Below are 25,665 nucleotides of genomic sequence, written 5' to 3'. Positions count from 1 at the left end.
GATCATGCACCGATCCGGTTGCGGTCCAGCCCCGAGACCGCGCGCGCCGCGGCTCGGACGACGGCCACCGCGTCGCGGCGCTCGCCCGGGCGGCTCGCGACGGCGACCGTGGCCGGCGGGCCGTCCATCGGGACGTAGCGCACCCCGGGGTGGGGGAAGAACCGTCGGGCCGGTTCCGCGTGCAGGCCGAGCCACCCGCTGGTCGCCACCGCCGTCGCGACCCCGGCGGGCGAGCGCACCGTCACCCGGCCCCGCCCGCCGCCGCCCTCGCCCCACTCCGCGAGGCCCGCGGAGGCGCCGACCGGGGAGACCAGGCGGTGCCCGGCGACGTCGGAGCCGGTGAGCCGGTCGGCCCCGGCGAACTCGGAGCGCACCGGGACGACCGCGACGCGGCCGGTGGTCAGGACCCGGTCCAGCGCGAGGTCGTCCGCGCCGCCCACGTCGTGGACGAGGGCGAGGTCGACCTCCCCGGAGCGGACGGCGTCGTACTGGTCGGCCCAGGTCAGCTCGACGGTCTCCACCACGAGGTCCGGGCAGCGGGCCTCGACGAGGTCCCAGACGTCGGGCCAGAGGTCGGCCAGCCCGAAGCCGAGCACGCCGATCCGCAGCACCCCGGGGACGTCGCGCCGGACGTCGACCTCGTCGACCAGCGCGTCCAGGCCCGCCAGGGCCTGCCGCGCGCGGGGGAGGAACCGCTCGCCGGCCGGGGTCAGCGCGACCCGACGGCTCGTGCGCGCGAACAGCGGGGTGCCGAGCTCGCGCTCGAGGGCCTGGATGCGGCGCCCGAAGGGCTGCGCGGCGATGAAGTGCGCCTGCGCCGCGCGCCCGAAGTGCAGGGTCTCGGCGAGCGTCACCGCGTACCGCAGGGCCCGGACGTCCATGTCCCACCACCTCCACCGGGGCGCGTCGCGATGCTACGACGCCCGACCCGCCGTCTTCGACCGGCGATCGGAACCGGAACGGGACATGTTCTCCGCGGTGCGCCCTCCGATGCTGGCCCGGAACCCGACCACGAGGAGGCACCATGGCCCGCACCCTGATCCGGGGCGGTCACGTCCTGACGATGGACCCCGCGCTCGGCGACCTGACCACCGGCGACGTCCTGATCGAGGACGGCGTGATCGCCGCCGTCGCCCCGTCGCTGCCCGACACCGACGCCGAGGTGATCGACGCCCGGGGCCACCTGGTCCTGCCGGGCCTGATCGACACCCACCGGCACACGTGGCAGTCGCTGGCGCGCGGCATCTGCGGGGACTGGACGCTCGGCGACTACTACTTCGGTATCCGGCTCGCGATCTCGCCCGCCTTCACCGCGGACGACGTGCGGCTGGGGCAGCGCCTCGGCGGGCTCGACGCGCTCAACGCGGGCGTCACGACCCTGCTGGACTTCTCGCACTGCAACAACACCCCCGACCACAGCGACGCCGCGGTGCTGGGGCTCCGCGACGCCGGGATCCGGGCGGCGTTCTGCTACGGCTTCTTCGAGAGCTCGCCGGAGGCGTCGCGGTTCGGGGAGCACGAGGCCCGCCTGGCGGACTTCCACCGCATCGCCGACGCGTACTTCCCGACGGCGGACGGTCTGCTCACCCTGGGGGTCTCGCTGTCCGAGCTGTTCGGCCTGCCGTTCGACCGGACGGTGGCCGAGCTCGCGGCCGCCCGCGAGCGCCGCGCGCTGATCGTCAACCACACCGGTTGCGTCTGGGGCAGCGTGCTGACCGGCGGGATCGGCGAGCTGGACGCGCTCGGGCTGCTCGGTCCGGACATGGTCCACGTCCACTGCAACGCGCTCGACGACGCGGAGTGGGAGGCCGTGGTCCGCAGCGGCGGGAAGGTGTCGATCTCCGTCGAGACCGAGCTGAACATGGGGATGGGGCGTCCGGTGTTCGAGCGGTGCCGCCGGCACGGCCTGGCGCCGACGCTGTCCGCCGACGTCATCTCGCTCAACTCCGGCGACCTCTGGCACGAGATGCGGTTCGGGCTCGGCTTCACGCGCTGGGAGGCCACCGAGGCGGTCAACCGCGCGGGCGCGATGCCGGAGCGGGTGACCAGCCTCGCGAAGGAGGCGCTGACCTGGACCACGGTGAACGCCGCCGACGCGCTCGGCCTCGGCGACCGGATCGGCTCGCTGACCCCGGGCAAGCGCGCCGACCTGCAGCTCGTCGGCGGGGGCGCCCTCGAGCAGCACCCGCGGATCGACCCCTACGCGACCCTGGTCTTCCAGACGACGGCCGCGGACGTCGCGACGGTGCTGGTCGACGGCCGGGTGGTGAAGCGCGACGGGGTGCTCACCGGCGTCGACCTGCCGCGGCTCACGGCCGAGGCCGACACCGCCGCGGACGCGATCCTGGGGCGCGTCCGGGACGCGGGCCGCGAGCTCCCGGGCACCCCGCCCGGCGCGTTCGAGGCGCTGGAGCCCGTGGCCCGCGGTTTCCACGCCGAGGCGGTGCGGGCGGCCCGCGGGGCCGCCTGAGGATCAGCCGTCCCGGCGCGCCATCCGCCAGGACGTGACGCCGACCCCGAGCACCACGTAGACCAGCGCCCGCAGCGACGACGAGCCCAGCCCGTCGAGCGGGAGCGGGTCGCGCAGGACATCCGTGCCGGCGGTGAAGCCCGACGTCAGGAGCAGCGGCTGCAGCCAGTCCAGCGCCGGGATGGCGCCCAGCACGCCGAACACGATCATGCCGCCGAGCACGCAGGCGAGGACGACGAGCGGGTGCTCGGTGAACGTCGAGATCGCCAGCGCCACGGCCCCGATCGCGAGGAGCTGCCCGATCGTCCACACCGCGACGAGCGCGATCCGCGCGAGGGCCTCGCCGTAGCCGAGCGTGGTGCCGGACAGCGTGATCAACGAGCCGGGGCTCCCGACGACGAGCGTCCCGGCGATCATCCCGACCACCGCGATGATCACGACGGCGAGCACCGCCACCGTGATCACCCCGGCCGCCTTCATGACGACGAAGCGGGCCCGGCCGACCGGTGCGACCAGCAGCCCGCGCAGGGTGCCCGACCCGGCCTCGCCGGCCACCGCGTCGGCGGCGGCCGAGGCCACGGCCAGCGGCAGCAGGAGGGTGAGGGCCAGCCCGAGGGCCACGACCGGCAGCACGAACCCGTTGCCCGCGACCTGGGCGATCAGCCCGCGGCCACCCTGTCCGGCGACGGCGATCCCGATCGCCACGGCCACCGGGATCAGCGCCAGCAGCCCCAGCACGACGAGGGTGCGCGGACGCCGGAGCACCCACCGCACCTCGGCGCCGATCACTCGCCCGAGCGGGGCGTGGGTGCGTTCCAGGACAGCGGTCACGCGTCCTCCTCGGTCAGCCGCGCGAACAGCTCCTCGAGGTGCGCCCGTCGTCGGGACACCTCCCACACTCCGATCCCGGCGTGCACCAGTGCGGCCACCACCGCGGGCGGGTCGACCTCGGTGACGGCCAGCGCGTCGTCCCGCAGGTAGGCCCGGAACCCCTCGGCGCGCAGAGCCGCCAGCCCGCGGGCGGGGTCGTCGACGGTGACGGCGAGCTCGCCGTCGGAGGCCAGCAGCCTCGACAGCTCGCCCGAGATCAGCAGCGACCCGCGGGCCAGCACGGCCACGTGGGTGCAGACCGCCTCGACCTCGGCGAGCAGGTGCGAGGAGAGCAGCACGGTGGTGCCGGCCTCGTGCAGCTCGGCGATCACCCGCCGCACGTCCCGCGTGCCGGCCGGGTCCAGCCCGTTGGTCGGCTCGTCGAGCACCACCAGTCGTCGCGGCACGAGCAGGGCCGCGGCGAGCCCGAGGCGCTGCTTCATGCCCAGCGAGTAGCCGCGGTACCGGCGGCGCGCCGCCTCGGTGAGCCCGACCCGCTCCAGCGCCGCGTCCACCGGCGCCCGCAGGTCACCCTCCAGCCGCGGCTCGCACGCGGCGGCGCGCAGCAGGTTGTCCCGCCCCGAGAGGAAGGGGTGGAACCCGGGGCCCTCGACGAGCGCCCCGACGTCGGGAAGGGCCTTCTCCAGCTCGGTGCCGTCGCGCCCGAGCAGCTCGACCCGACCCGCCGTCGGCGAAGTCAGGCCCAGCAGCATCCGGATCAGCGTGGTCTTGCCCGAGCCGTTCGGGCCGAGGAGCCCGACGACCGCGCCCGCCGGCAGGTCGAGATCGACCCCGTCGACCGCCGTCACCGACCCGTAGGTCTTGCGCAGGTCCCGCAGCCGGGCGGCGGGTTCGGAGTCCGTTCCCGACGATGCCGCTCCCCGCCCGCCCGAGGTGCGGATCTCCTCGGCCACGCTCATCGATCTACCCCCCGTCGCTCCGCTCGCCTCACTTCGTACCCAGTGCCTCGGCCACGACCGGCTCGGGCACCGCGCCGACGGCGACGCGCCCGTCGTCGGTGACGATGGCCGTGCCGACCGCGGACGTGATCGCCCGACCGTTGCCCCACGGTCCGCTGACCGGGGTGCCGAGCGCGTTCAGGTCCGGCGCGCCCTCGGGACGCTGCTGCTGGTCACCCTGCTGACCCGGCTGACCGGCCGGCCGCTGCAGGACGAGGACGCGGTCCCAGCCCTCGCCGACCGTGCGGGTGCCCTCCGGCGGGCCCTGCCGGTCCGGCCCGGGCCGTCCCTCGCGCGCCGGGGCGTCCTTGACGGTGGTGCCGGGCGGCGGGGTGAAGGTGAACAGCGACGGGTCCTGCGGCCCGAAGGTGACGTCGTCGAAGCCGATCTGGAGGGCCGGCGTCGCCGAGCCGGTCGCGAGGACCGTGAGCTCCAGCGGGATGCGCTTCTCGGCGTCGACCGCGACGCGGACCTCGCGCAGCATCGTGCGTTCGGTGGGCTGGGGGGTCAGCACCAGCGTGTACGCGGGGCGCCCGGCGACCTCGGCGGTGCCGTCGACGGCGACCTGGCTGGTCTTCCGGAGCTCGCCGATGATCTGGGTGGACGCGCCGGCCGGGTCGGTCTGCGGGTCCTTCTGCTCCGGCGCGCCGCCCGTCGAGCGGGTGGCGGTGCGGTCGGTCGCGTCGTAGGCCCAGCGGGTGGTGCCGTCGGAGACCAGCGTCTTCTCGCCGTCACCGGACGGCAGGGCGACGCGGCCCTTGCCGTCGCCGCCGGACCAGATGCGGGCGGTCTGGGTGCCGTTGCCGAGCTGCGGGGCGCCGGGGAGCGCCGGGAGGCCCAGCTCGTTGTCGATCCCGACCGTGCCGTTGAAGGGACCGGGCTGCGCCGTCATCACCGACGCGACCAGGTCCTCCGGGCTCACCGGCGGGAGCTGCGGCTGGGCGGCCGCCGTCGGAATCGCGATCACCGCGGCGGCGACCGCCCCCGCCGCCACCACCCCAGCTGCCCCGAACCATCTGCGCCTCATGGACACCATCCTGCGGCGGTGACACTGAGACGCTCACAGACTCGGGCGGTGCCGGCAGGTACGCCGTGGTCGTCGGGCTCGCCACGTTCCCCGTCCGGGCCTTCGCGCGGCTGGACTGAGACCGCCACAGGTCCGCGGGACTACCGTCGCGCCCGTGCCCCGCGTGCTGGTCGTCGACGACGAGCCCGGCGTGCGTGCGGCGCTCGTGCGCGGGCTGGGCGCCGAGGGGATGGACGTCGTCGCCGTGGGGGACGGGCCGGCGGGGCTCGCGGAGGCGTCGACGGGCACGTTCGACGCGGTCGTCCTCGACATCATCCTGCCCGGGCTCTCCGGCTACCGGGTCCTCGAGCAGCTGCGCGCCGACGGCGTGGAGACGCCCGTGCTGCTGCTCTCGGCGAAGGACGGCGAGGTCGACCAGGCCGACGGGCTCGACCTGGGCGCCGACGGGTACGTCGTGAAGCCGTTCTCGTTCGTCGTGCTCGTCGCCCAGCTCCGGGCGCTCCTGCGGCGCCGGACGCCCTCGGCGCCGCGGCTCGTGGTCGGCGCGTTGACCGTCGACGGCGAGGCCGCGACCTGGGCCGGCGCGGAGATCGGGTTGTCGGCCCGGGAGCTCGCGGTGCTGCGGTTCCTCGCCGGCCGGCCCGGGGTCGTGGTGACCAAGGACGAGCTGCTCACCGCCGTCTGGGGCGACGGGGCGGCCGCCCGCAACGTCGTCGAGGTGTACGTCGGGTACCTGCGCCGCAAGCTCGCGGCCGTCGGCGCGGACGGGCTCGTCGTCACCGAGCGCGGGCGCGGGTACCGGCTGCACCCGCCGTCGTGAACGGCCCGCCCTCCACCCCGCGTGAGGGGAACCCTCAGCCCACGAGAGCGCTCGAATCCTCCCCTCACGGACGACGGGGGCCCGGCGCCTGGTGGGCCCGCCGGACCACGCGGACCCGGATCGCGCTGGTCGTCGGCGTGGTGGCGCTCGTGGTGCTCGGCGCGCTGGCGCGACTGGGGGCCGGACTGCTGCTGTCGGCGGTCGTGGAGGCCGGCGACGGGGAGCTGCGCGAGCGCGCGGCGGCCGCCGCACCCGCCGTCCGGAACGGCGAGCCCTTGCCGCCACCGCTGCGCGTGACCGACGTGGCCGGGACACCGGTGGACGGGCGTGGTCCGCTGCCGCTCGCCGAGCCGGTCGTGCGGGCGCTGGCGAGCGGGGAGCCGGTGACCGTCGGCGGGCCGGGGACCGAACCGCGCCGGTACGTGGCGGTGCCGGTGACGCTGCCCGACGGGACGCCGCGCCTGGTCGTCGCCTCGCGCGACCTCCTCGGTGCCGCGTCCCTGCTCGGCGACGCCGCGTTCTGGTTCGTGCCGGGGGTCGTGGTCGCGGCGGTCGCGTTGGCTGCGGCCGCCTGGTTCGCGGCGGGCGCGGCGCTGCGTCCGGTGACCCGGCTCCGGACGGCGGCGGCGCAGGTCGGGGAGGGGGAGCGGCTGCCGGTCCCGCCCGCGCACGACGAGGTGGCCGCCCTCGCCGTCGAGCTGAACGCCCTGCTGGCCCGGCGCGACGACGCGGTCTCGACCGTCCGGCGCTTCGCCGACGACGCCGCCCACGAGCTCCGGTCGCCGATCGCCTCGGTGCGCGCGCAGGCGGAGGTGGCGGTCGCGCACCCGCGGCCGGGGGAGGACACCGAGGCGTGGCGATCCGTGGCCCAGGACGCCGAACGCCTGTCCTCGCTGGTCACCGACCTGCTCGCCCTCGCCCGCGCGGACGGCGGCCGGCTGCCGCAGGCGCAGCCGGTCGACCTCGGGGAGGCGGTCGCCCAGGCCGTGGAGCGGCAGCCCGACGGGCCGGTGACCACGGTCTGGGCGCCGACCGCGGTGTCGGCGCTGAGCACGCCCGCCGAGGTCGGGCTGGTGCTCGACAACCTGCTCGGGAACGCACGGCGACACGCGACGACGGTGGTCAAGGTGTCGGTCGTCCCGGCCGGGTCGTCGGCCCGGTTGCTCGTCGACGACGACGGGCCCGGCATCCCCGACGACGAGCGGGCGCGGGTGTTCGACCGCTTCACCCGGCTCGACGCGACGGGTGGGACGCCCGGCTCGGGGCTGGGCCTGGCGCTCGTGGCGCGGCTGGTCGAGAGCCGGGGCGGGGCCGTGCGTGCCGCGCGGTCGCCCGAGGGCGGCGCGCGGATCGAGGTGCGCTGGCCGTCGGCGCCGTAGGGTCCCGGCCGTGCGCGCGCGGATGGACACCGTCGGAGCCGTCCGTCGGCTCGTGCCGCCCGAGCGGCTGACGAGCCGGGTCACCGCTCTCGAGGACGCGTTCGTCATCGGGCACTTCGGCCTCGCCGCACCCCGGCCGGACCGACCCGTCGTCGTGAACGGGTTGGTGGACCGTGCGGTCGAGCTGACGCCCGACGACGTCCGGGCGCTGCCGCAGCGGCGGGTCGAGTCGGTGCACGAGTGCTTCGGCAACCCGCTGGCGCCGGGGGAGTGGGTGCGGCGGGCGGCGAACCTGGTGTGGACCGGCGCGCGGCTGCGCGACGTCCTCGACCTCGCCGGCGTGCAGCCGGACGCCACGTCGGTCTGGGCCCGCGGCGCCGACCACGGCGAGTTCGGCGGGGAGACGAGCCCGGACTACCTCAAGGACCTCCCGGTCGACGCCGTCCTCGACCGCGCGCTCGTCGCGTACGCCTGCAACGACACCTGGTTGCAGGCCGACCGCGGCGGCCCGCTGCGCCTCGTGGTCCCCGGGTTCTTCGGGACGAACTCGGTGAAGTGGCTGACCGAGCTCACGCTCGCCGACCACCGCCCCGAGCACCTGTTCACCACGCGGCTCTACCTGCGGCCCGGTCCCGACGGCCGGTCGGTGCCGGTCCGGGAGCTCGACGTGACCTCGGTGCTCATCGACGTCACCGACGGCGTGGCGCGCGGCTGGGCGTGGAGCTCCGTGCCGGTCACCCGCGTCGTCGTGACGGCGGACGGCAGGCCGGTCACCGCCGAGCTCGAACGCGCCCGGGGGCGGGCCTGGCAGGGGTTCCGGGCGACGGTCGGGAGCGCGCGGACGATCACCGCGCGGGCGACGGACGCCCTTGGTCGCACACAACCGACCTCCGGCGCGCGCAACGCCGTGCACGAGCTGTCCCTGTGACCCACGTCGCCGTAGGCTCCGGCGCGGAAGATCGACTCGGCGCGGAGGTCTGACATGACCGGCACGGACCGGCAGGGCTACTACTCGCACGCCCAGCAGGGCGAGCACGAGTACTTCGACCTGGGCGGGTTCGTCCTGCGGTCGGGCTACACGCTGCCGGGGGCGCAGCTGGCGTTCCGCACGCACGGCACACTGAATGCGAACAAGGACAACCTCGTCCTCTTCCCGCACATGTACTCCGGCACCCCGTCGTCGCTCGACGACTACATCGGGCCCGGCAAGCCGGTCGACACCGACACGTACTTCGTCGTGTGCCCCGGTCAGCTCGGCGGCGGGATGTCGAGCTCGCCGTCGAACACCCCGCCGCCCTTCGACCGCGGGCAGTTCCCCTTCGTCTCCATCGCCGACGACGTGCTGGCGCAGTACCGGCTGGTCACCGAGCACTTCGGGGTCGAGCAGCTGCACGCCGTGCTGGGCTGGTCGATGGGCGCCCAGCAGACCTACGAGTGGGCGGTGCGCTTCCCCGACATGGTCCCGCGCGCGGCCGCGTTCGCCGGCACCGCGAAGACCCCGGTGCACAACCAGGTCTTCATCGACCTGCACATGGAGCTGCTCAAGAGCGACCCGGCCTTCGCCGACGGCTTCTACTCCGACGCCGCGGACGTGCGGCTGGGCCTGACCCGCCACGCCCTCGCGTTCTCGCTCGAGGGCTTCACGCACGAGTGGTACCGCGGCGAGCACTGGCGCGGGCTGGGCTTCGCGTCGGCGAACGACTTCCGGCAGAGCTTCATCCGCGGCTACTTCGCCCCGATGGACCCGAACAACCTCGTCACGCAGGCGAACAAGTGGTGGGCCGGGGACATCTCCCCCCACGGCGGCGGGTCGTTGGAGGCGGCGCTGGGCAAGATCACCGCGCACTTCTTCGTGGTGCCGTTCGGCGGGGACAACTTCTTCCCGGTCGAGGACTGCGAGAACGAGGCCGGACACCTCCCGCACGGCGAACTCCGGGTCATCGACACCCCGGCCGGCCACTTCGCGATGTTCGGCCTGCAGCCCGCGGACGTCGAGCGCATCGCCGGCGTGATGGTCGAGATGCTGTCCAGCCCGGGCTACACCGTCTGACCCCACCCCCGTGGCAGCAAAGCGTCGTTGCTGTCACCCAGTGGCAGAGAAGCCACATCGTCAGCGGTCGATCAGCGCCGCGAGACCGTCCAGCACGCGCGCCGTCCCGAACGCCCACGCGGCGTCGGGGTGGCGCGCGCTGCGTTGTGCCTCGCCCGCGGCGGTGCCCACCCGGGTGGCCAGCGGGTACGACGACGGGTCCAGCACCTCCGCGAGCGCCGGCCCGGCCGCCGCCCACCACGCCTCGTCGCCGGCCGGGTCGGAGCGGGCCTCCGCCCGGGCGGACGCCGCCACGAAGTCGAGGACGAACGTCAGCGCGGCGTCCCGGTCGACGTCGGACAGCCCGCATCCCCCGAAGGCGCCCAGCTCGTGCTCGTACTTCGCCGTCGTGCCGGGCCCGAGGACCGGGCGGCCCGGGTCGACCGCGCCGATCCACGGGTGCGCGCGGTACAGCGCGCGGTTCTCCTCCATCACCGCCTGCACCCGCTCGCGCCAGCCCGGCCCGGCGGACCCGCCTCGATCCATCGTCAGGAAGGCGTGGTCGACGAGCAGGTCGACGAGCTCGGCCTTGCCGGGCACGTAGGTGTAGAGCGTCATCGGTGCGACGCCGAGCGCGCCGGCGAGCGCGCGCATGGTCAGGGGCTCGAGGCCGCCGGTGTCGGCGAGGCGGGTCGCGGCCTCGACCACCCCGTCGACCGTGAGGCCGCGTGACGGGCCGCGCCGCGGCGGTGGTGCCGTCCGCCAGAGCAGGGCGATGACGCGCGCCGGATCGGTCACATCGTACATCGTACATCGTACAATGTACGCTGTACGGGGTGCACATCACCGCCACGGCCGTCAGCCTCACCGTCGCCGACCCGGACGCCTCGGCCCGGTTCCTCGTCGACCACTACGGGTTCGAGGCGGTGATGAGCGCGCCGGGCAGCTTCCACTCGCTGCAGCGGGCGGACGCGGGCGTGAACGTCGTCTACCTGGCCACGGGTCTGGAGACGATGCCGCCCGAGCAGCGCGACGTCACCGCGCAGGGCCTCATCCTGGCGTTCGTCGTCGACGACCTGGAGGGCGAGCTCGCGCGGCTGCAGGACGAGGGCGTGGAGATCACGATGCCGCTGACCGTCGAGGAGTGGGGCGAGCGCGCGTTCCAGACCCGCGACCCCAACGGCGTGGTGGTCCAGCTCGTCGACTGGAACGGGGCGGGCGCGACAATGGACGCATGACCGGCCCGACCATCACGCTCCACGACGCCCGTCCCGACGCCGAGCCCGGGCTCGGGGCGCTGCGCGGGTACGTCGGCGACGTGATCGGTCGGATGAACGGCCGCCCGGCGACCGACGAGGAGATCGACGCGTTCGTCGCGGAGAGCCCACACGGCGGGCTGGTGCCGCCCGAGGGCGTGTTCGTGCTGGCCCTCGGCGCGGAGGACACGGTGCTCGGGTGCGCCGGGCTGCGGTTCGTCGGCCCGGGCGTGCCCGACGACGCCGCGGAGATCAAGCGCATGTGGACCGCACCGGCCGCGCGCGGGCTCGGCGTCGGGAAGGCCCTCCTGGACGACCTGCTGCGGCGCGCCCGGGAGGCCGGCCGTGCCCGGGTCGTGCTCGACACACGCGCCGACCTCGTCGAGGCCCGCACGCTCTACGAGCGCGCCGGGTTCGTCGAGGTCGAGCCGTACAACGCGAACCCGTACGCGCAGGTCTGGTACGCGCTGGACCTGCGGTGAGGCGGGTCGTCGCGACCCGCTACGTCACGCCGCTGCGGGAGGGCGGGTCGCTGCCCGGGCTGGTCGAGGCGGACGACCTCGGCACCTACGTCGTCAAGTTCACCGGCGCCGGGCAGGGCGTGAAGGCGCTCGTGGCCGAGATCGTCGCCGGTGGGATCGGCCGGGCGCTGGGGCTGCGGGTGCCGGAGCTCGTCGTCGTGGAGCTCGACCCGGTGGTGGCGCAGTCCGAGCCGGACTGGGAGGTCCAGGAACTGCTCGCCCGCTCCGGCGGCGACAACCTCGGCATGGACTTCCTGCCCGGCGCGCTCGGCTTCGACCCGGTGGCGCACACCGTCTCCGAGGACGAAGCGGCACGGGTGGTGTGGTTCGACGCGTTCGTCGAGAACGTGGACCGCTCCTGGCGCAACCCCAACCTGCTCCGCTGGCACCGCGACCTCTGGTGCATCGACCACGGCGCCTGCCTGTACTTCCACCACTCCTGGGCGCGCGCGGCCGCCGTCGTCGGTCGCGCCTACGACGCCTCCGACCACGTGCTCCTGCCCTTCACGACGGCGGGTGCGCGGGCTGCCGCTGATGCATCGCTGTCGGCGCTGGTGACGCGCCCGTTGCTGGAGGGCGTGGTCGCCGAGGTGCCCGACGACTGGCTCGTCGGGGGCTTCGACGCCGACTTCCCGACGGCGGGTGCGGCGCGGGAGGCCTACGTCGCCCACCTGCTGGCGCGCGTGGCGGACCGGTCGTGGGCCCCGTGAACACGTACGAATGGGCCCCGCTGCGGGTGGTGCCGCGTGTCGACCGGGGTGAGTGCGTCAACGTCGGCGTGCTGCTCTACTGCCGGCACGCCGTGGTGCTGACGATGCGACTGGCGTTCGACGTGGACCGCCTGCGGGCCCTCGCTCCCGAGGCGGACCTCGACGAGGTGGCCCTGGCGGTCCACGCCTGGCCGCGGGTCGTGGCGGGGGAGGGCCCGGCGGGCGTGCTGTCGCCGGGGGAGCGGTTCCGGTGGCTCACGGCGCCCCGCTCGACCGTCGTCCAGGCCGGCCCGGTGCACACCGGACTCACCGCGGACCCGGAGGCCGAGGTCGACCGCCTGCTGTCGCGCCTGGTCTGAGTCCCCCTCGCTGCCACAGGGGGCGCGGAATCAGCCCACGACGCGGCGGCAGAACTCGAGGACGAGCGCCCACTGGAAGGCCCGCTGGGCGTTGTCCGCCGCGCCGCCGTGGCCGCCCTCGACGTTCTCGTAGTACTCCACGGGGTGCCCGTACTCGCGGAGCCGCGCGACGAACTTGCGGGCGTGCCCGGGGTGCACCCGGTCGTCGCGCGTCGAGGTGGTCACGAGGATCGACGGGTACGTCGCGTCCTTCGACAGGTGCTGGTAGGGCGAGTACTGCGAGATGAACGCCCAGTCGTCGGGATTGTCGGGCTCCCCGTACTCCGCCTGCCACGAGGCGCCGGCGAGCAGCAGGTGGAACCGGCGCATGTCCAGCAGCGGCACCATCACCACGACCGCCCCGAACAGCTCCGGGTACCGCGTGATCATCACGCCCATGAGCAGCCCGCCGTTGGACCCGCCGTGGATGGCGAGCTGACCCGGCGTCGTGATCCCGCGGTCGACGAGGTCGCGCGCGACCGCCGCGAAGTCGGCGTACGCCCGGTGCCGGTTCTCCCGCAGCGCCGAGGTGTGCCACTCCGGTCCGTACTCGCCGCCGCCGCGGATGTTCGCGACGACGTAGGTCCCGCCCTGCGCGATCCACCCCCGACCCATGATCCCGGAGTACGACGGCGTCAGGGAGATCTCGAACCCGCCGTACCCGGTCATGAGCACCGGCCCGGCCTCGGCGGACTCCTTCCCGACGACGAAGTAGGGCACCTTCGTGCCGTCCTCGCTCGTCGCGAAGAACTGCTGCACCGTGACCCCGGTGGTGTCCCAGAACGCGGGCGCGGAGCGCAGCGTCTCCAGCGGCGCGTCCTCGTCGGCGGACGCACCGAGCACGGTGCGGGCGAAGGTCGAGGGGCGGGTGAAGCCGTCGGTGTCGAGGAAGATCTCGTCGGACTCGTCGGGGTCGGTACCGACCACCGCGACCTCGGCGAACGCCTCGCCGGTCGGCAGCTCGCGCCGGACCCAGTCGCCGGCCGCCCACCGCTCCGGACCGGCGGGCGGGGTGAGCACCTCGAGGCGGGTCGCGACGTCCTCGAGCACCGTCAGGATCAGGTAGCTCTTCGTCCACGTCCAGCCCGACAGCGATCGCGACGGCGTCGGCGCGAACAGCACCGTGTGCTCCCGGCGCCCGGCGAGGAACCCCTCGGCCTCGAACGCCAGCAGCGTGCCGGCGCCGTACTCGGTGCCCTCGACCGTCCACGGCGACCGGGTGCGCACGAGCAGCCAGGCACGGTCGATGTCGGTGTCCGCGTCGGCCGGCGCGTCGATCTTCACGAGCGACCCGTCGGCCCCGAGCACGAACTCCTCGACGGTGTGGAAGTCGGGGCTGCGCCCGACGATCTCGCGCTCGAACCCGACCGTCCGGTCCTTCCCGGCGAAGGCGGACACGTCGGTCTCCCGCGCCTCGAAGACGACGGGGGCCTCGGCGACCGGCGTCCCGCGCGACCACCGCCGCATCACCCGCGGGTAGCCCGACGTCGTCATCGAACCCTCGCCGAGGTCGGTGCCGACGAACACCGTGTCGTCGTCGATCCACGACACCCGGCTCTTGGCCTCGGGCAGCGCGAAGCCGCCCTCCTCCGCCGTCAGGAACCGCTTGGCCTCCAGGTCGAACTCGCGGACGACCGTGGCGTCCGCGCCGCCACGCGAGAGCTGCACGAGGGCGCGCGTGTAGTCCGGCCAGCGGGCGGCCGCGCCGGCCCACACCCAGTTCTCGTCCTCGTCACGGGCCAGGGCGTCGACGTCGAGCAGGAGCTCCCAGGTCGGGTCGCCGGTGCGGTAGTCGTCGAGCGTCGTGCGGCGCCAGAGCCCGCGCGGGTGCTCGGCGTCCTGCCAGAAGTTGTAGAGCCGCTCACCCCGACGGCGGGTGTAGGGGATGCGGTCGTCGGAGTCGAGGACGGCGCGCAGCCCGTCGCGCAGCTCGCCGAACCGGTCGGTGTCGGTCAGCCGCCCGAGGCTCTCGGCGTTGCGCTCGCGGACCCAGGACAGGGCCTCGTCGCCGGTGACGTCCTCGAGCCAGAGGTACGGGTCGTCGGTCTGCGTTGGCGCCGGTGTCGAGGTCACGCTGATCAGTCTGCCGATCCCCGGGCCCGGTCGCCCGGTCGCACCCGGAGTGCGGCGGATTGCGTCACCGCTGGTGCAGTTCGCCGCACTCCGCGGCCCGGGTACGGGCCGTCACGCCTGCCGGGGGTGCTCGACGACGAGTCCTGCGTCCCGCGCAGCGTCGGCGGGACCGTCGGGACGAGCCCCCGTGCGCAGCAGTTCGCGCCACTCTGCGGGACTCCAGTGCGCCGGCTCGGTGGCGACGAGGAACTCGCGGAGCACGGTGAGGAAGCGCGCCGGGTCCGTGTGGAACGGGAAGTGGCCGGCGCGCTCGAAGACGACGAGCCGGCTCCCCGGCATCGCCGCGTGGGCGGTCTCGCCGTGCTCGACCGGGACCACCATGTCCTCGGCGCCCCACACGAGCAGCGTGGGCATGCCGACGGTCAGGTAGCACCGGTCGAGCATCGTGACGACCTGGCCCCGCCAGTCGACGACCGCGCGCAGCGTGCGCAGGAAGGCCGACCGGCTGGTGGCGTCGGGCAGGGCGTCGACGAGGCGGACGAGGTCCTCGGCGTCGCGCCCGAGCCCGGTGTCGAGCTGCTGGCAGAGGCGCAGCACCAGCTCGGTCTGGAACCGGACGCCCGGCCAGCCCAGCATCGGGAGCACGAGGTGGGCGAGGGGGAGTGAGGCGGCCCGCAGCGCGGGGGTGACCGACTGGGCCACCCCGCCGGCGCCGACGAGGACGAGTCGCTCCGTGCGCTCGGGGTACTGGTAGGCGAACTGCATCGCGACCCCGCCGCCGAGCGAGTGGCCGACGAGCGTGGCGCGGTCGACGTCGAGGACCGAGAGCAGGTCCCGCATGCCGTTGGCGTAGGCGCCGATCGAGTAGTCACCGCGGGGCTTGTCGGAGCCGCCGTGGCCGAGGAGGTCGGGGGCGATCACGGTGTGGTCGCGCGCGAGGTCGTCGAGGACCGGGCCCCAGGTCGAGGAGTCGTCGCCGATCCCGTGGATCAGCAGGAGGACGGGGCCGCTGCCGGCCCGGCGGAAGGCCCGCCGATAGCCGTGGACCACGCGGTACTGCAGCGTCCACCGTTCCCCGGCGACCCGGCGGGCGACCGGACCGGGGGACGGTGGGGCGCCCCCTCCCGCGAACAGGCCCAGCACACGTTCCTCCTCGGTCCCATCAGGAGTGATCGAGACTAGGAGGGGCGTGTGACGGGGATGTTGCGGTCACGAGGTCTGGTCCTCGTCATCCTCCGAGGGGGTCTCCGGCGAGACCTCCGCCAGCAGCAGGTAGAGCCGACGCCGGGCCTCGTCGAGGACCTTCGTCGCCTCGGTCACCTGCTCGGGGGTGCCGACCTGGGCGACCTGGGCGACCGCCCCGGCCAGCCCACGACCGGCGGTGCGCAGGTCTCCGAACCCGTCCTGGGCGCCGGCCGCGACCTGCGACCACACCGCGTCGAGCTCGTCGGCGTGCTCGGTGACGTACGTGCGCCCCGCGTCGGTGAGGTGCACGAGCGTGCGGCCCTCCGACTTCTCGGTGTGCACGAGGCCCTCGTCGGCCAGCTGCGAGACGGTCGGGTAGACCGAACCGGGGCTGGGCTTCCACGAGCCGCCCGAACGCTCGGCGATCTCCTGGATGATCTGGTAGCCGTGGCGCGACTCCTCGCGCAGCAGCGCCAGGATCGCGAGCCGCACGTCGCCGCGCGACCGCCGGCTGCGACCGTGCGGGCCGTGTCCGTGCCGACCGCGGCCGTGACCGCGCTCGCCGTCGGGACCCTCGGGGCGCTCGAAGGGACCCTCGAACGGGCCACCACGACCGCCGCGGCCGCGCGGGCCGCCGGGGCCGAAGGGCGGCCCGAAGTCCATGCCGAAGGGGCCTCCACCCCGACGACGGGGCGCGCCGCGACCCGGGCCGCCCGGCTCGCCGTGCTCGGGAGCGCCGTGTCCACGCATGCCCCGCTTGTGCGCCCACCCGGGGCGCTCGTTGATGTCGAACATGTCGTTCGATCCTCTCGTCATGTATCGCCGACTGTCGGCGATGGCTCGAAGATATATCGCGACTGCTCCGGTGCGCAAGCGCAGGTGAGCAGTAAGGGTCGTCATAGCGACCGTTAGTGCTCACCTGCCGCAGGCACCTAGTGCAGGGCGGCCCGCTCCACGGTGACCTCGAGGGCGGCGAGCAGCTCCCGGGCCGAGTCGAGCGAGAGCTCCACCGCAACCCGTGAGCTCGGGTCGGCGCCGAGGAAGTCGATGTTCACGGTGTGGGCGTCCGGGGCGTGGACGGGGTGGTCGTAGTAGACCGTCGCCTCGTTCATCGGCCGCCAGCCCTCACGGGTCTTGCCGCTCGACCGCTCGAGCGTGACCTTCTCCGTCGAGTACGTGCACACGGTCAGCTCCCGAGGTGGGTGGCGAGGAACGCGGTGACCTTCTGCCAGCCGTCGACGGCCGCCTCGGGTCGGTACGACGGCCGGTCGACGGAGAAGAACGCGTGGCCGGCGCCGTCGTAGCGGTGGAACTCGTAGGTCTTCCCGTTCTCCTGCAGCAGCTTCTCCAGCTCGTCGACCTGCTCCGGCGACGGGTAGGAGTCGTCGTTGCCGAAGAGGCCGAGCAGCGGCGCGCCGAGTTCCGGGATGCGGTCGGCCAGCGGGCTGACCTTCAACGGGAACCCCTCGGGCGGGGTGCCCACGACGAAGGCCCCGTAGCAGTCGACCGTCGCCTGGACGTCGACCGCGATCCCGGTCAGCACCGCCTGGCGCCCGCCCGAGCAGTAGCCGATCGCCCCGACCTTCCCCGTCGCGTTCGGCAGGCTGCGCAGCCACCGGGCGGCACCCTGCGCGTCGCCGACGAAGCGCTCGTCGGGCACCCCGCCCTGCGCACGCGCCGTGGCGGCGGCGTCGTCGGGCTCGGCGTCGGGGGCCTCGCGCGTGTAGAGGTTCGGACAGACCGCCGAGTAGCCCATCGCCGCGAAGCGACGGGTGATCTCCTTGGACTCCCGGTCGTAGCCGGGCATGTGGTGGATGACGATCATGCCGGGGTGCGGGCCCGGTTCCATCGGGCGGGCGGTGTAGGCCTCGATGAGGTCGTCACCGTGACCGCGGATGCCGATCGTCTCCGCGAGGATCGCGTCGTAGCGCATGGGCGGTATCCGAGCACTTCACGACGACGGGTGCACGGCCGGTGGGACGCGTGTCCGAGTTTGGTCCGCAGGTCGGCGCGGGACCCCGGCGCGTGAGCACCACGGATGCCCCGCCCGAGTCCGACCCGGCCACCGACGGCTTCGGCCGCCACGAGGCGGCCCCGCGCCACGGGCGCCCGGGCGAGCGGGACGGAGCCACGGACGACGTGCTCGATCGCACGTCCATCGTGCTGCGCGCCTACGCGAGCCCCCTGCCGCTGGGGCTGTTCGCCTTCGCGATCGGCAACGTCCTGCTGGCCGTGACCCACCTCGGCGGGTTCTCCCCGGAGGACACCCGGGTCGTGATGATCATGCTCGCGACCTTCATCGCCCTGCCGCAGTTCCTCGCCGCGGTCCTCGGGTTCCTCACGCGTGAGCCGCTCGTCGCGACCCTGCTAGGGCTGCTCGCCGTCACCTGGCCGACCGACGTCGTGGTGCAGGAGTACACCGGCGCCACCACGAGCGCCCCGCGCGGCGTGCTCTTCTGCGCCCTCGCCGGCGTGCTGGTCCTCATGGCGATCCCGGGCCTGACCTCGAAGCCGCTGTTCTCGGTCGTCCTGCTCAGTGCGGCGCTGCGGTTCGTCGCGGGCGGCCTCTACGACCTCACCGCCTCCACCGCGTGGGAGCGCGTCAGCGGAATCGTGGCCATCGTCGTCGCCGCCCTGGCCGCCTACCTCGCCACGGCCCTGGTGCTCGAGGACGTGCGACACCGCACGGTGCTGCCGGTCGGTCGGCTCGGCGGTACGGAGTCCCGCACGGCGATGGAGGCGGGTCTGGCCGAGCAGACCCGGTCCCTGCCTCACGAGGCCGGGGTGCGCGCGCAGCTCTAGACGCGGCGGTAGCGCGCGGGCCCGTCGTCGTACAGGTCGCCGCCGTGCAGGTCGTTGACGACGAGGGCCGGGAAGTTCGCGATCGTCAGCTTCCGCACCGCCTCGGCGCCCAGGTCCTCGTACGCGACGATCTCGGCCGAGGTGATGCACTGCGAGAGCAGCGCGGCGGTGCCCTCGATCGCGCCGAAGTAGACGCAGCCGTGCTCCAGCATCGACGCCTTGACCTCGGCGTTGCGGCGGCCCTTGCCGATCATCGCCGCGAGCCCGCGCTCGACCAGCGCGGGCGAGTAGGCGTCGCATCGGCTCGCCGTCGTGGGCCCGGCGCTGCCGATGACGTGCCCGGGCCGCGCCGGGGTGGGGCCGACGAAGTAGATCGTCGCGCCCTCGACGTCGAACGGGAGGTCCTCACCGGCCTCGATCGCCTCGAGGAACCGGGCGTGCGCGGCGTCGCGCGCGGTGTAGACGGTGCCGCTCAGGGTGACCGAGTCGCCGGCGTGCACCGAGGACGGGTCGTCCATCGGCAGGGTCAGGTTCACAGGGTCACGCTCCGCACCCGGTGGGAGTGGCAGTCCAGGTTGATCGCGACCGGGAACGCCGCGATGTGCGTCGGGTAGGCCTCGACGTGCACCGCGACCGTGGTGACGGTCCCGCCGAACCCGGCCGGCCCGATCCCGGTCGCGTTGATCGCCTCGACGAGCTCGGCCTCGAGCTCCGCGAGCTTCGGGTCGGGCGACGGCGAGCCGGTGGGGTCGCGCGTCAGCGCCCGCTTCGCGAGGACGGCCGCGCGGTCGAACGTGCCGCCCATGCCGATCCCGACCGTCACCGGCGGGCTCGCGCTCGGTCCCGCCTTCTCGATCGTCTCGACGACGAAGCGCTTCATCCCCTCGACGCCCGCCGCCGGCGTGAGCATCCGCAGCGCGCTCATGTTGTCGCAGCCCGCGCCCTTGACGAGCAGCGTGAGCTCGATGTCGGCGCCCGGCACGAGGTCGTAGTGGACCATCGCCGGGGTGTTGTCGCCGGTGTTCACGCGGTCGACGGGGGAGCGGACCAGGGAGGCCCGCAGGTAGCCGTCGGAGTACCCCTCGGCCACGCCCCGGTCGATCGCCTCGGCCAGCGAGCCGCCGGTGAAGTGCACGTCCTGCCCGATCGTCAGGAACACCACGGCGTAGCCGGTGTCCTGGCAGAAGGCGATCTGCTCGGCCGCCGACACCCGGGCGTTCTCCAGCAGCCGGTCGAACACCTCCCGGCCGATCGGCGACTCCTCGGCGTCCCGCCCGCGCTGCAGCGCGGCGACGTGGTCCTCGCGCAGCTCGTGGTTCGCCTCGACGCACAGCTTCCGGACGACGGCCTCGACCTCGGCGACGTCGACCGTGCGCAACTCGCTCACGCGTGCGACCTCACCACAGCCCTCACCCCGGTGCACCTGCGAGGGTTGCGAGCTGCGCGGCGAAGGCGTCCAGGGCGTCCAGGGCGGCAGGGGAGTCCCGGTCGACGAGCCAGGCGATCGTCACCCCGTCGGTCACGACGACGAGCATCCGCGCCAGCTGCTCCACGGGCAGTGTCCAGCGCACCCCGCACGCCTCGGCGAGCGAGGACAGGGTGAGTGCCGCCGTCCGGTGGTAGGCCTCGTACTGCCGCTGCGCGACCCCGGCCAGGGACGGCTCGTGCAGCGCGTGGTGGGTCAGGCCGGTGAGCACGACCTCCCGCTCCGGCGCCGCCTCCACGGTCGCCCACCACTGCCGCAGCGTCTCGCGCAACGACGGCCCGATCGGGTTCCATCCCTCCTGGCTGACGATGTGCACCCCCTCGGCCTGGGCGTCCCGCAGCGCCGCCACCGTGACCTCGGTGAGCTCGACGAACAGCTCCTCCTTGGAGGCGAAGCAGTAGTGGAACGCCGCCACGGGCGCGCCGGCCTCCGCGCAGATCCGGCGGGTGGTCGCCGCGGCGAACCCCTCCGCGCCGATGACGCGGAACGCGGCCTCGACGAGCTGGCGCCGCCGTTCGGCGGCCGATACCCGCGCCACGGAAACCCCCAGACTTGGACAACTGTCCCAGACGCTTGACTCAGTATGACGCAGGTCGCACGCTGTCGACTCATGGAGGCCGGATACGCGAGCTCGTTCCCCCGGGTCCTGCGGCGGTTCGCGCTGTTCGCGATCGCGTTCTCCGTCGTCTCGATCACCACCGGGATCTTCGTCAACTACGCCTACGGGCTGACGACCCTCGGTCCGGCGGCGGTGTGGCTGTGGCCCGTCGCCGCCGTCGGGCAGATCCTCGTCGTGCTGGTCCTCGCGGAACTGGCCGCGCACATGCCCCTGGCGGGCGCGAACTACCAGTGGTCGGCGCGGCTGGTGAACACCGGCTTCGGCTACACCGTGGGCGCGCTGGGCCTGCTCTACTCCGCGGTCGGACTGCCCGGGATCGCCCTCGTCGGGCTCGCCCCGCTGGCCGCCACCGTGCTCGGGCTGGACGCCGCCGACCCGCTGACGTTGCTGGTCATCGCCGTGGCGGCCCTCGTCCTCGCCTACCTGGTCAACGTGATCCGTGTGCAGTGGGCGGCCCGGGTGAACAACCTCGCGGTGTTCGCCGAGGTCGCCGGCACCGTGGCGCTCTCGGTGCTCCTCCTCGTGCTCTGGGCGACCCACCGCGGCGCCACTCCCGACGGCGGGCACGGGCTCGGCTTCCTCGGCACGGTCAATCCGGGCACCCCGGTGGCCGACGGCATCGTCGGCGGCGCGCTCATCGGCATCTTCACCCTCGTCGGGTTCGAGGCCGCCGCGGACATGGCCGAGGAGGCGGTCGACGCCCGCCGCACCGTCCCGCGGGCGATGATCGTCGCCGCGGTCGTCTCCGGGGTGCTCGGGCTGGTCGCCCTCGTCGGGTTCACCGTGGCGATCCCCGACCTCGCCGCCGTCGAGTCCTCGCCCGTCCCGCTGGCGGCGATCGCGTCGTTCTGGCTCGGACCGGTCCTGACCGACGTGTTCCTCGTGATCGTCGTGTTCTCGATGTTCGCGCTGCTGGTGGTGGCCGCGGCGTCGAACTCGCGGCTGATCTTCGCCATGGCCCGCGACGGGCTGCTCCCCGCCTCGCGCGCCCTGCGCCGGGTGAACGCGGCGACGGCGACGCCGGTGGTCGCGCTCGTCGTGAGCCTCGTGGTCTGCCTCGCGCTGCTGGCCTACGGCACGCTGGACGGCGCGGCGTTCACCATCCTGGTCGGGGCCACCGCCCTCGTGCCCTACCTGATCTACCTGCTCACCCTCGGCGGGTACCTCGCGCGGCGGAAGCGCCTTCGCAGGAACGACGCGGGCGGGACGGCTCCGTTCAGCCTCGGTCGTGCGGCGCTGCCGGTGGCCGGGCTCGCGATGCTGTGGCTCGTCGTCGTGGTGGCCGCCCTGACGCTGCCGGAGGCCTTCCGCGCGGCCGACTACGTGGTGCTGGGCGGTCTCGCCCTCACCGGGCTCTGGTACGTGGCGGTGCTCCGGCGCCGGCTGCGCGACGGGACGGCGGGTCTGCCGCAGGCCGACCCGTCGTCGGGAAGGGAACGGACTCTTGACCTGGCGTAACTGGGCGGGCAACCAGCGCGCGACGCCCGCCCGACGGGTGGTCGCGCGGACCACCGACGAGGTGGCGACGGCGGTGAAGGAGGCCGCGCGCGACGGGCTGCGCGTGAAGGCGACCGGGTCGGGCCACTCGTTCACCGGCATCGGCGCGCCGGACGGGGTCGCCCTGGCGGTCCCGTCGCAGGGGGTGCCGGAGGTCCACGGAATGCTCGCGACGGTGCCGGCGGGCATGACGATCCGGGCGCTGAACGCGGCGTTGTGGGAGCAGGGGCTCGCGCTGCCGAACCTCGGGGACATCGACGCGCAGACGATCGCCGGTGCGGTCGCCACCGGGACGCACGGCACCGGCGCGGGGCACACCGGGATCGCGGCGCGGATCCGGGCGCTGGCGATGGTGCTCGCCGACGGCACGGTGATCACGACGAGCCCCACCGAGCACCCGGAGATCTTCCACCACGCCCGGGTCGGTCTCGGGGCGCTCGGGGTCGTCACCGCGGTGACCCTGGAGTGCGTCCCGGCCTTCGCCCTGCACGCGACCGAGGCGGCGATGCCGCTGGCCGAGGTACTGGCGGGCCTCGACGAGCTCGCCGACCGGCACGACCACGTCGAGTTCTACTGGTTCCCGCACACCGACGTCGCCGCGACGAAGATGAACGACCGGACGACGGCGACCGGCCCGACCCGGTCGGCGGTCGGCGCGTGGGTGGGCGACGAGCTGCTCGGCAACGGCGCCTTCGAGCTGGTCTGCCGGCTCGGCGCGGTCGCGCCCGCGGCCGTCCCGACGCTGAACCGCGTCCTGGCGGGTCAGATGGCGAACGCCGAGTACGTCGACCGTTCCTACCGGGTGTTCACCAGCCCGCGGCGGGTGCGCTTCAAGGAGATGGAGTACGCGGTCCCGCGGGCGGCGCTGGGGGAGGCCTTCGCCGGGCTCCGAACGGCCGCCGACCGGCACGCGGTGGACGTGACCTTCCCCGTCGAGGTGCGGGTGGCCGCGGCCGACGACGTGCCGCTGTCCACGGCGTCGGGCCGGGACTCCGCCTACCTCGCGGTGCACGTCCACCACACCCGGCCGCACGAGGCCTACTTCGGCGCCGTCGAGGCGGTGATGACCGCGCTCGACGGGCGCCCGCACTGGGGCAAGCTGCACACCCGCACCGCGGCGCAGCTGGCGGAGAGCTACCCGGAGTTCGGCGACTTCGTGGCCCTGCGCGACCGGCTCGACCCGGAGGGCCGGTTCCTCAACGCCCACCTGGAGGGGATCCTCGGTGCAGCTCGGTGACCTGACGACGCCGGCGCTGATCGTCGACGCCGCCGCCCTCGAGTCGAACCTCGCCGCGATGGCCGCGCGGTGGCCGGGGGAGACGTTGCGCCCGCACGTCAAGGCGCACAAGACGACGGCGCTCGCCGCCCGGCAGGCCGCCCACGGCGCGACCGGGTTCACGTGCGCGACGATCCGCGAGGTCGAGGGCATGGCGGCCGCCGGGCTGGGCGCGGACCTGCTGCTCGCCAACGAGGTCCTCGACACCCGGCGTCTGGGACGGCTGGACGCGCGGGTGACCGTGGCGGTCGACTCGCCGGAGACGATCGAGGCGGCCGCCGCGGGCGGCGTGCGCGAGGTGCTGGTCGACGTCAACGTCGGGATGCCGCGCTGCGGGTGCCGGCCCGACGACGCCGGGGCGCTCGCCGACCGGGCCCGCGCGGCGGGGCTGACGGTGCGCGGCGTCATGGGCTACGAGGGACACCTGCAGGCGTGGCCGGACGCCGAGGAGCGCGCGACGCTCACGAAGACCGCGATGGAGCTGCTGCTCGCCGCGCACCGCGACGTCGGGGGCGACGTGGTCTCCGGCGGCGGCACGGGGACGTCGGCGTGCAACCCGTACGTCACGGAGATGCAGGCCGGCTCCTACGCGCTCATGGACTCCGCGTACACGGCGGCGGGCGTGGGCTACGTGCAGGCGCTGCACGTGCTCGGGACGGTCGTGCACGTGTCGGCGGCGCGGCCGGACATGCCCGCGTACGCCGTCGCCGACGTCGGGCTCAAGGCGCTGGGCATGGACCACGGCAACCCGACGATCCCCGGCGCGCAGGTGTGGTTCTGCTCCGACGAGCACGTCACCTTCGCCGCGGACGACCCGGTGCGGGTGGGCGACCGCGTCCTGGTGATCCCCGCGCACGTCGACCCGACCGTGGCCTACCACGACCGGATGCACGTCGTCCGGGACGAGGAGGTCCTCGAGACCTGGCCGGTGGACCTGCGGGGTTGGTAGGGGGTTAGACCTCCCCCCGCCACTGGGTACGGCAGGCCGGCAAGCAGTTCGAGTCGGCCGTCCGCACCGTGGCGGCCTGGAGGAGGAACGACCTGATGGACCTGTCGCGCACGCGTGAACTCTTCGAGCGGCCGGGGCCGTTCGCGACGGTCTACCTGGAGGCGACGAACCCCGGCGAGAACGCGGCCAAGCAGACCGAGCTGCGCTGGCGCGGACTGGCGGACTCGCTCACCGAGCAGGGCGCCGACGACAAGACGGTCGCCGCGATCTCCGAGGTGTTCTCCGAGAACCGCGGTGGCGAGCTCGACGCCTACGGTCGCGTGGTCGTGGCGGCGGGCGGCGAGGTGCTCCTCGACGAGGCCGTCGAGGGCGTCGACCACTCCGGCGACGTGGCGACGTGGTCGCCGCTGCCGGAGCTCGGTTCGTACTTCCGGTCCCAGTCGGGCAGCGTCCGCGTGGTGCTGGCCGTCGTGGACCAGACCGGCGGGGACGTCTACCAGGTGGTCGCGTCGAACGTCGAGGGCGCGCAGGAGGTCTCCGAGGAGACGGTCCGCGGCACCGCCGTCGAGTCCGTGCACAAGCCGCGCGAGGGCGGGAACGCGCACAAGCGCCGCCAGCGTCGCCACGCCGAGGCCGCCTACCAGAACGGCGCCGACGTGGTGAAGGGCATCCAGTCGGCGGTGAAGTCCTTCCGGCCGGACATCATCGTGCTGGCCGGCGAGGTCAGCGGCCGCGAGGTCGTCCGCCACGAGATGCCGAAGGACCTCGTCGAGCTCACCCGCGAGATCGAGGCGGGCAGCCGGGCCGCGGGCGCCAGCGAGGACGCCCTCGAGGACGCGCTGCTCACCGAGGCCGGGCTCGCCGCGACGTCGCGTGAGACGTCGATCCGTGAGCGCTTCCACGAGGCCAAGGGCCACAACAACGCCGCCGAGGGGCTCGAGGCGGTCCTCGAGGCCGCCCGCAACGGCGCCATCGACACGCTGCTGCTCGTCGACGGCGCCCAGGTCACCGGTGAGCTGTGGACCGGGGCCACCCCGGAGGCCATCTCCACGGAGAAGGACCGCGCGGCGGCCCTGACCGACGGCGAGGTCGTCCAGCGGCCCGCCGAGCAGGTGCTGCTGCGCACCACCGGGGCGCTCGGCGGCTCGGTGTCCGTCCTCGGCGCCGGCGCCGAGCTGGTCGACAACGTGGGCGCACTGCTGCGCTTCCCCGTCGGGAGCTGACGGCTGGGCGCGTCTCTTTCCGAGCGAACGGCACTCTCGCGCACCTCGATGCTGCGAGGGTGCCGTTCGCTCGTCCTGCGGCCGGTCGAAGATCCGAACTCCTGTGGCGACGCGCC

The 25,665-nt window shown here is 74.3% G+C and carries 27 protein-coding genes; 14 read left to right on the top strand and 13 right to left on the bottom strand.

The genetic code is table 11. From position 1 onward, the window contains the following. Positions 1-2: 2 nt before the first annotated feature. Entirely contained in the window at positions 3-881 is an 879-nt protein-coding gene (locus tag BJ983_RS12025; RefSeq protein WP_179793995.1) for a LysR family transcriptional regulator, read from the bottom strand. A 143-nt stretch (positions 882-1,024) separates the two neighbouring features. Here BJ983_RS12025 and BJ983_RS12020 point away from each other — a divergent pair, with 143 nt between their 5' ends. After that, entirely contained in the window at positions 1,025-2,470 is a 1,446-nt protein-coding gene (locus BJ983_RS12020) for an amidohydrolase family protein (protein ID WP_179793994.1), read from the top strand. Between the two features lie 3 nt (positions 2,471-2,473). Here the strand turns inward: BJ983_RS12020 and BJ983_RS12015 are convergent, their stop codons facing one another. Genes BJ983_RS12015 through BJ983_RS12005 form a run of 3 tightly spaced genes read right to left on the bottom strand, consistent with a single transcriptional unit; the run spans position 2,474 to position 5,326 of the window. After that, on the bottom strand, positions 2,474-3,301 hold the full coding sequence (locus BJ983_RS12015; protein WP_179793993.1) for an ABC transporter permease subunit: 828 nt from the start codon (positions 3,299-3,301) through the stop codon (positions 2,474-2,476). Further along, positions 3,298-4,260 (bottom strand): ABC transporter ATP-binding protein, encoded by a 963-nt coding sequence (locus tag BJ983_RS12010; protein WP_179793992.1) that lies wholly within the window; start codon positions 4,258-4,260, stop codon positions 3,298-3,300. Before BJ983_RS12010 ends, BJ983_RS12015 begins: the two co-directional genes overlap by 4 nt. A 28-nt stretch (positions 4,261-4,288) precedes the next feature. Then, positions 4,289-5,326, bottom strand: coding sequence for a LolA family protein (locus tag BJ983_RS12005; protein WP_218890237.1), 1,038 nt, complete (start codon positions 5,324-5,326; stop codon positions 4,289-4,291). A gap of 163 nt (positions 5,327-5,489) precedes the next feature. Here BJ983_RS12005 and BJ983_RS12000 point away from each other — a divergent pair, with 163 nt between their 5' ends. The 4 genes from BJ983_RS12000 to BJ983_RS11985 all read left to right on the top strand — a co-directional run bounded on the left by BJ983_RS12000 (position 5,490) and on the right by BJ983_RS11985 (position 9,575). Next, positions 5,490-6,146: a response regulator gene (locus BJ983_RS12000; RefSeq protein ID WP_179797726.1), complete on the top strand. Its 657-nt coding sequence runs from the start codon at positions 5,490-5,492 to the stop codon at positions 6,144-6,146. Between the two features lie 137 nt (positions 6,147-6,283). Further along, positions 6,284-7,525, top strand: a complete 1,242-nt coding sequence (locus tag BJ983_RS11995) for a sensor histidine kinase (RefSeq protein ID WP_343054053.1) — start codon at positions 6,284-6,286, stop codon at positions 7,523-7,525. A 10-nt stretch (positions 7,526-7,535) separates the two neighbouring features. Continuing rightward, positions 7,536-8,453, top strand: a complete 918-nt coding sequence (locus tag BJ983_RS11990; protein WP_179793991.1) for a molybdopterin-dependent oxidoreductase — start codon at positions 7,536-7,538, stop codon at positions 8,451-8,453. 54 nt (positions 8,454-8,507) lie between these two features. Then, entirely contained in the window at positions 8,508-9,575 is a 1,068-nt protein-coding gene (locus BJ983_RS11985) for an alpha/beta fold hydrolase (RefSeq protein WP_179793990.1), read from the top strand. A 60-nt stretch (positions 9,576-9,635) separates the two neighbouring features. On the opposite strand, the gene BJ983_RS11980 is transcribed toward BJ983_RS11985, so the two are convergent. Next, positions 9,636-10,352 (bottom strand): TetR/AcrR family transcriptional regulator, encoded by a 717-nt coding sequence (locus BJ983_RS11980; RefSeq protein WP_425484753.1) that lies wholly within the window; start codon positions 10,350-10,352, stop codon positions 9,636-9,638. Positions 10,353-10,390: 38 nt separating this feature from the next. Between BJ983_RS11980 and BJ983_RS11975 the strand changes: the two genes are divergently transcribed. The 4 genes from BJ983_RS11975 to BJ983_RS11960 are packed head-to-tail and all read left to right on the top strand — an operon-like array spanning position 10,391 to position 12,400. Further along, the gene (locus BJ983_RS11975) at positions 10,391-10,792 is read left to right on the top strand and encodes a VOC family protein (RefSeq protein ID WP_179793988.1); all 402 of its coding nucleotides are present in this window, start codon (positions 10,391-10,393) and stop codon (positions 10,790-10,792) included. After that, positions 10,789-11,292, top strand: coding sequence for a GNAT family N-acetyltransferase (locus BJ983_RS11970; protein ID WP_179793987.1), 504 nt, complete (start codon positions 10,789-10,791; stop codon positions 11,290-11,292). Before BJ983_RS11975 ends, BJ983_RS11970 begins: the two co-directional genes overlap by 4 nt. Further along, complete coding sequence (locus BJ983_RS11965) at positions 11,289-12,041, top strand: HipA family kinase (protein ID WP_179793986.1); 753 nt, start codon at positions 11,289-11,291, stop codon at positions 12,039-12,041. Before BJ983_RS11970 ends, BJ983_RS11965 begins: the two co-directional genes overlap by 4 nt. After that, entirely contained in the window at positions 12,038-12,400 is a 363-nt protein-coding gene (locus BJ983_RS11960; protein WP_343054051.1) for a DUF3037 domain-containing protein, read from the top strand. The genes BJ983_RS11965 and BJ983_RS11960 overlap by 4 nt, the downstream gene beginning before the upstream one ends. Before the next feature lie 30 nt (positions 12,401-12,430). Here the strand turns inward: BJ983_RS11960 and BJ983_RS11955 are convergent, their stop codons facing one another. The 5 genes from BJ983_RS11955 to BJ983_RS11935 form a co-directional block, all read right to left on the bottom strand. Continuing rightward, entirely contained in the window at positions 12,431-14,512 is a 2,082-nt protein-coding gene (locus tag BJ983_RS11955; protein WP_179793984.1) for a prolyl oligopeptidase family serine peptidase, read from the bottom strand. A 111-nt stretch (positions 14,513-14,623) separates the two neighbouring features. Then, on the bottom strand, positions 14,624-15,655 hold the full coding sequence (locus tag BJ983_RS11950) for an alpha/beta fold hydrolase (RefSeq protein WP_179793983.1): 1,032 nt from the start codon (positions 15,653-15,655) through the stop codon (positions 14,624-14,626). Positions 15,656-15,721: 66 nt separating this feature from the next. After that, positions 15,722-16,513, bottom strand: coding sequence for a PadR family transcriptional regulator (locus BJ983_RS11945; protein WP_246325574.1), 792 nt, complete (start codon positions 16,511-16,513; stop codon positions 15,722-15,724). A 116-nt stretch (positions 16,514-16,629) separates the two neighbouring features. Next, positions 16,630-16,881, bottom strand: coding sequence for a DUF6295 family protein (locus tag BJ983_RS11940; protein ID WP_179793982.1), 252 nt, complete (start codon positions 16,879-16,881; stop codon positions 16,630-16,632). A 2-nt stretch (positions 16,882-16,883) separates the two neighbouring features. Continuing rightward, the gene (locus tag BJ983_RS11935; RefSeq protein WP_179793981.1) at positions 16,884-17,630 is read right to left on the bottom strand and encodes a dienelactone hydrolase family protein; all 747 of its coding nucleotides are present in this window, start codon (positions 17,628-17,630) and stop codon (positions 16,884-16,886) included. 92 nt (positions 17,631-17,722) lie between these two features. On the opposite strand from BJ983_RS11935, the gene BJ983_RS11930 reads away from it, so the two are divergent. Next, positions 17,723-18,499 carry a GPR1/FUN34/YaaH family transporter gene (locus tag BJ983_RS11930; protein WP_179793980.1) on the top strand — a complete coding sequence of 259 codons (777 nt, stop codon included), beginning with the start codon at positions 17,723-17,725 and terminating at the stop codon, positions 18,497-18,499. Here the strand turns inward: BJ983_RS11930 and BJ983_RS11925 are convergent. Genes BJ983_RS11925 through BJ983_RS11915 form a run of 3 tightly spaced genes read right to left on the bottom strand, consistent with a single transcriptional unit; the run spans position 18,496 to position 20,523 of the window. After that, positions 18,496-19,035 carry a FumA C-terminus/TtdB family hydratase beta subunit gene (locus BJ983_RS11925; protein WP_343054050.1) on the bottom strand — a complete coding sequence of 180 codons (540 nt, stop codon included), beginning with the start codon at positions 19,033-19,035 and terminating at the stop codon, positions 18,496-18,498. The genes BJ983_RS11930 and BJ983_RS11925 overlap by 4 nt on opposite strands. Further along, on the bottom strand, positions 19,032-19,886 hold the full coding sequence (locus BJ983_RS11920; RefSeq protein ID WP_343054049.1) for a fumarate hydratase: 855 nt from the start codon (positions 19,884-19,886) through the stop codon (positions 19,032-19,034). Before BJ983_RS11920 ends, BJ983_RS11925 begins: the two co-directional genes overlap by 4 nt. Before the next feature lie 22 nt (positions 19,887-19,908). Continuing rightward, complete coding sequence (locus BJ983_RS11915) at positions 19,909-20,523, bottom strand: TetR family transcriptional regulator (RefSeq protein WP_179793979.1); 615 nt, start codon at positions 20,521-20,523, stop codon at positions 19,909-19,911. Between the two features lie 72 nt (positions 20,524-20,595). Here BJ983_RS11915 and BJ983_RS11910 point away from each other — a divergent pair, with 72 nt between their 5' ends. The 4 genes from BJ983_RS11910 to BJ983_RS11895 all read left to right on the top strand — a co-directional run bounded on the left by BJ983_RS11910 (position 20,596) and on the right by BJ983_RS11895 (position 25,549). Further along, on the top strand, positions 20,596-22,062 hold the full coding sequence (locus BJ983_RS11910) for an APC family permease (RefSeq protein WP_179793978.1): 1,467 nt from the start codon (positions 20,596-20,598) through the stop codon (positions 22,060-22,062). After that, the gene (locus BJ983_RS11905) at positions 22,049-23,338 is read left to right on the top strand and encodes a D-arabinono-1,4-lactone oxidase (RefSeq protein ID WP_179793977.1); all 1,290 of its coding nucleotides are present in this window, start codon (positions 22,049-22,051) and stop codon (positions 23,336-23,338) included. Before BJ983_RS11910 ends, BJ983_RS11905 begins: the two co-directional genes overlap by 14 nt. Next, entirely contained in the window at positions 23,325-24,326 is a 1,002-nt protein-coding gene (locus tag BJ983_RS11900; protein ID WP_179793976.1) for an alanine racemase, read from the top strand. The genes BJ983_RS11905 and BJ983_RS11900 overlap by 14 nt, the downstream gene beginning before the upstream one ends. A gap of 95 nt (positions 24,327-24,421) precedes the next feature. Beyond that, a complete protein-coding gene (locus BJ983_RS11895; protein WP_179793975.1) occupies positions 24,422-25,549 on the top strand; it encodes a baeRF2 domain-containing protein in 1,128 nt (375 codons plus the stop codon). The last annotated feature ends 116 nt before the right edge of the window (positions 25,550-25,665 follow it).

The sequence above is a fragment of the Actinomycetospora corticicola genome, from assembly GCF_013409505.1.
In the GTDB taxonomy this organism is placed as follows: Bacteria; Actinomycetota; Actinomycetes; order Mycobacteriales; family Pseudonocardiaceae; genus Actinomycetospora; species Actinomycetospora corticicola.
The sequence above is the reverse complement of the archived record's forward strand: the minus strand, read 5'-3'. Positions and strand labels throughout refer to the sequence as shown.

Bases quoted from the DNA above. Each gene is read 5' to 3' on its own strand.
- BJ983_RS12025 (WP_179793995.1), bottom strand. From the start codon at position 881: ATGGACGTCCGGGCCCTGCGGTACGCGGTGACGCTCGCCGAGACCCTG.
- BJ983_RS12020 (WP_179793994.1), top strand. From the start codon at position 1,025: ATGGCCCGCACCCTGATCCGGGGCGGTCACGTCCTGACGATGGACCCC.
- BJ983_RS12010 (WP_179793992.1), bottom strand. From the start codon at position 4,260: ATGAGCGTGGCCGAGGAGATCCGCACCTCGGGCGGGCGGGGAGCGGCA.
- BJ983_RS12005 (WP_218890237.1), bottom strand. From the start codon at position 5,326: ATGAGGCGCAGATGGTTCGGGGCAGCTGGGGTGGTGGCGGCGGGGGCG.
- BJ983_RS11985 (WP_179793990.1), top strand. From the start codon at position 8,508: ATGACCGGCACGGACCGGCAGGGCTACTACTCGCACGCCCAGCAGGGC.
- BJ983_RS11970 (WP_179793987.1), top strand. From the start codon at position 10,789: ATGACCGGCCCGACCATCACGCTCCACGACGCCCGTCCCGACGCCGAG.
- BJ983_RS11945 (WP_246325574.1), bottom strand. From the start codon at position 16,513: ATGACGAGAGGATCGAACGACATGTTCGACATCAACGAGCGCCCCGGG.
- BJ983_RS11935 (WP_179793981.1), bottom strand. From the start codon at position 17,630: ATGCGCTACGACGCGATCCTCGCGGAGACGATCGGCATCCGCGGTCAC.
- BJ983_RS11910 (WP_179793978.1), top strand. From the start codon at position 20,596: ATGGAGGCCGGATACGCGAGCTCGTTCCCCCGGGTCCTGCGGCGGTTC.
- BJ983_RS11895 (WP_179793975.1), top strand. From the start codon at position 24,422: ATGGACCTGTCGCGCACGCGTGAACTCTTCGAGCGGCCGGGGCCGTTC.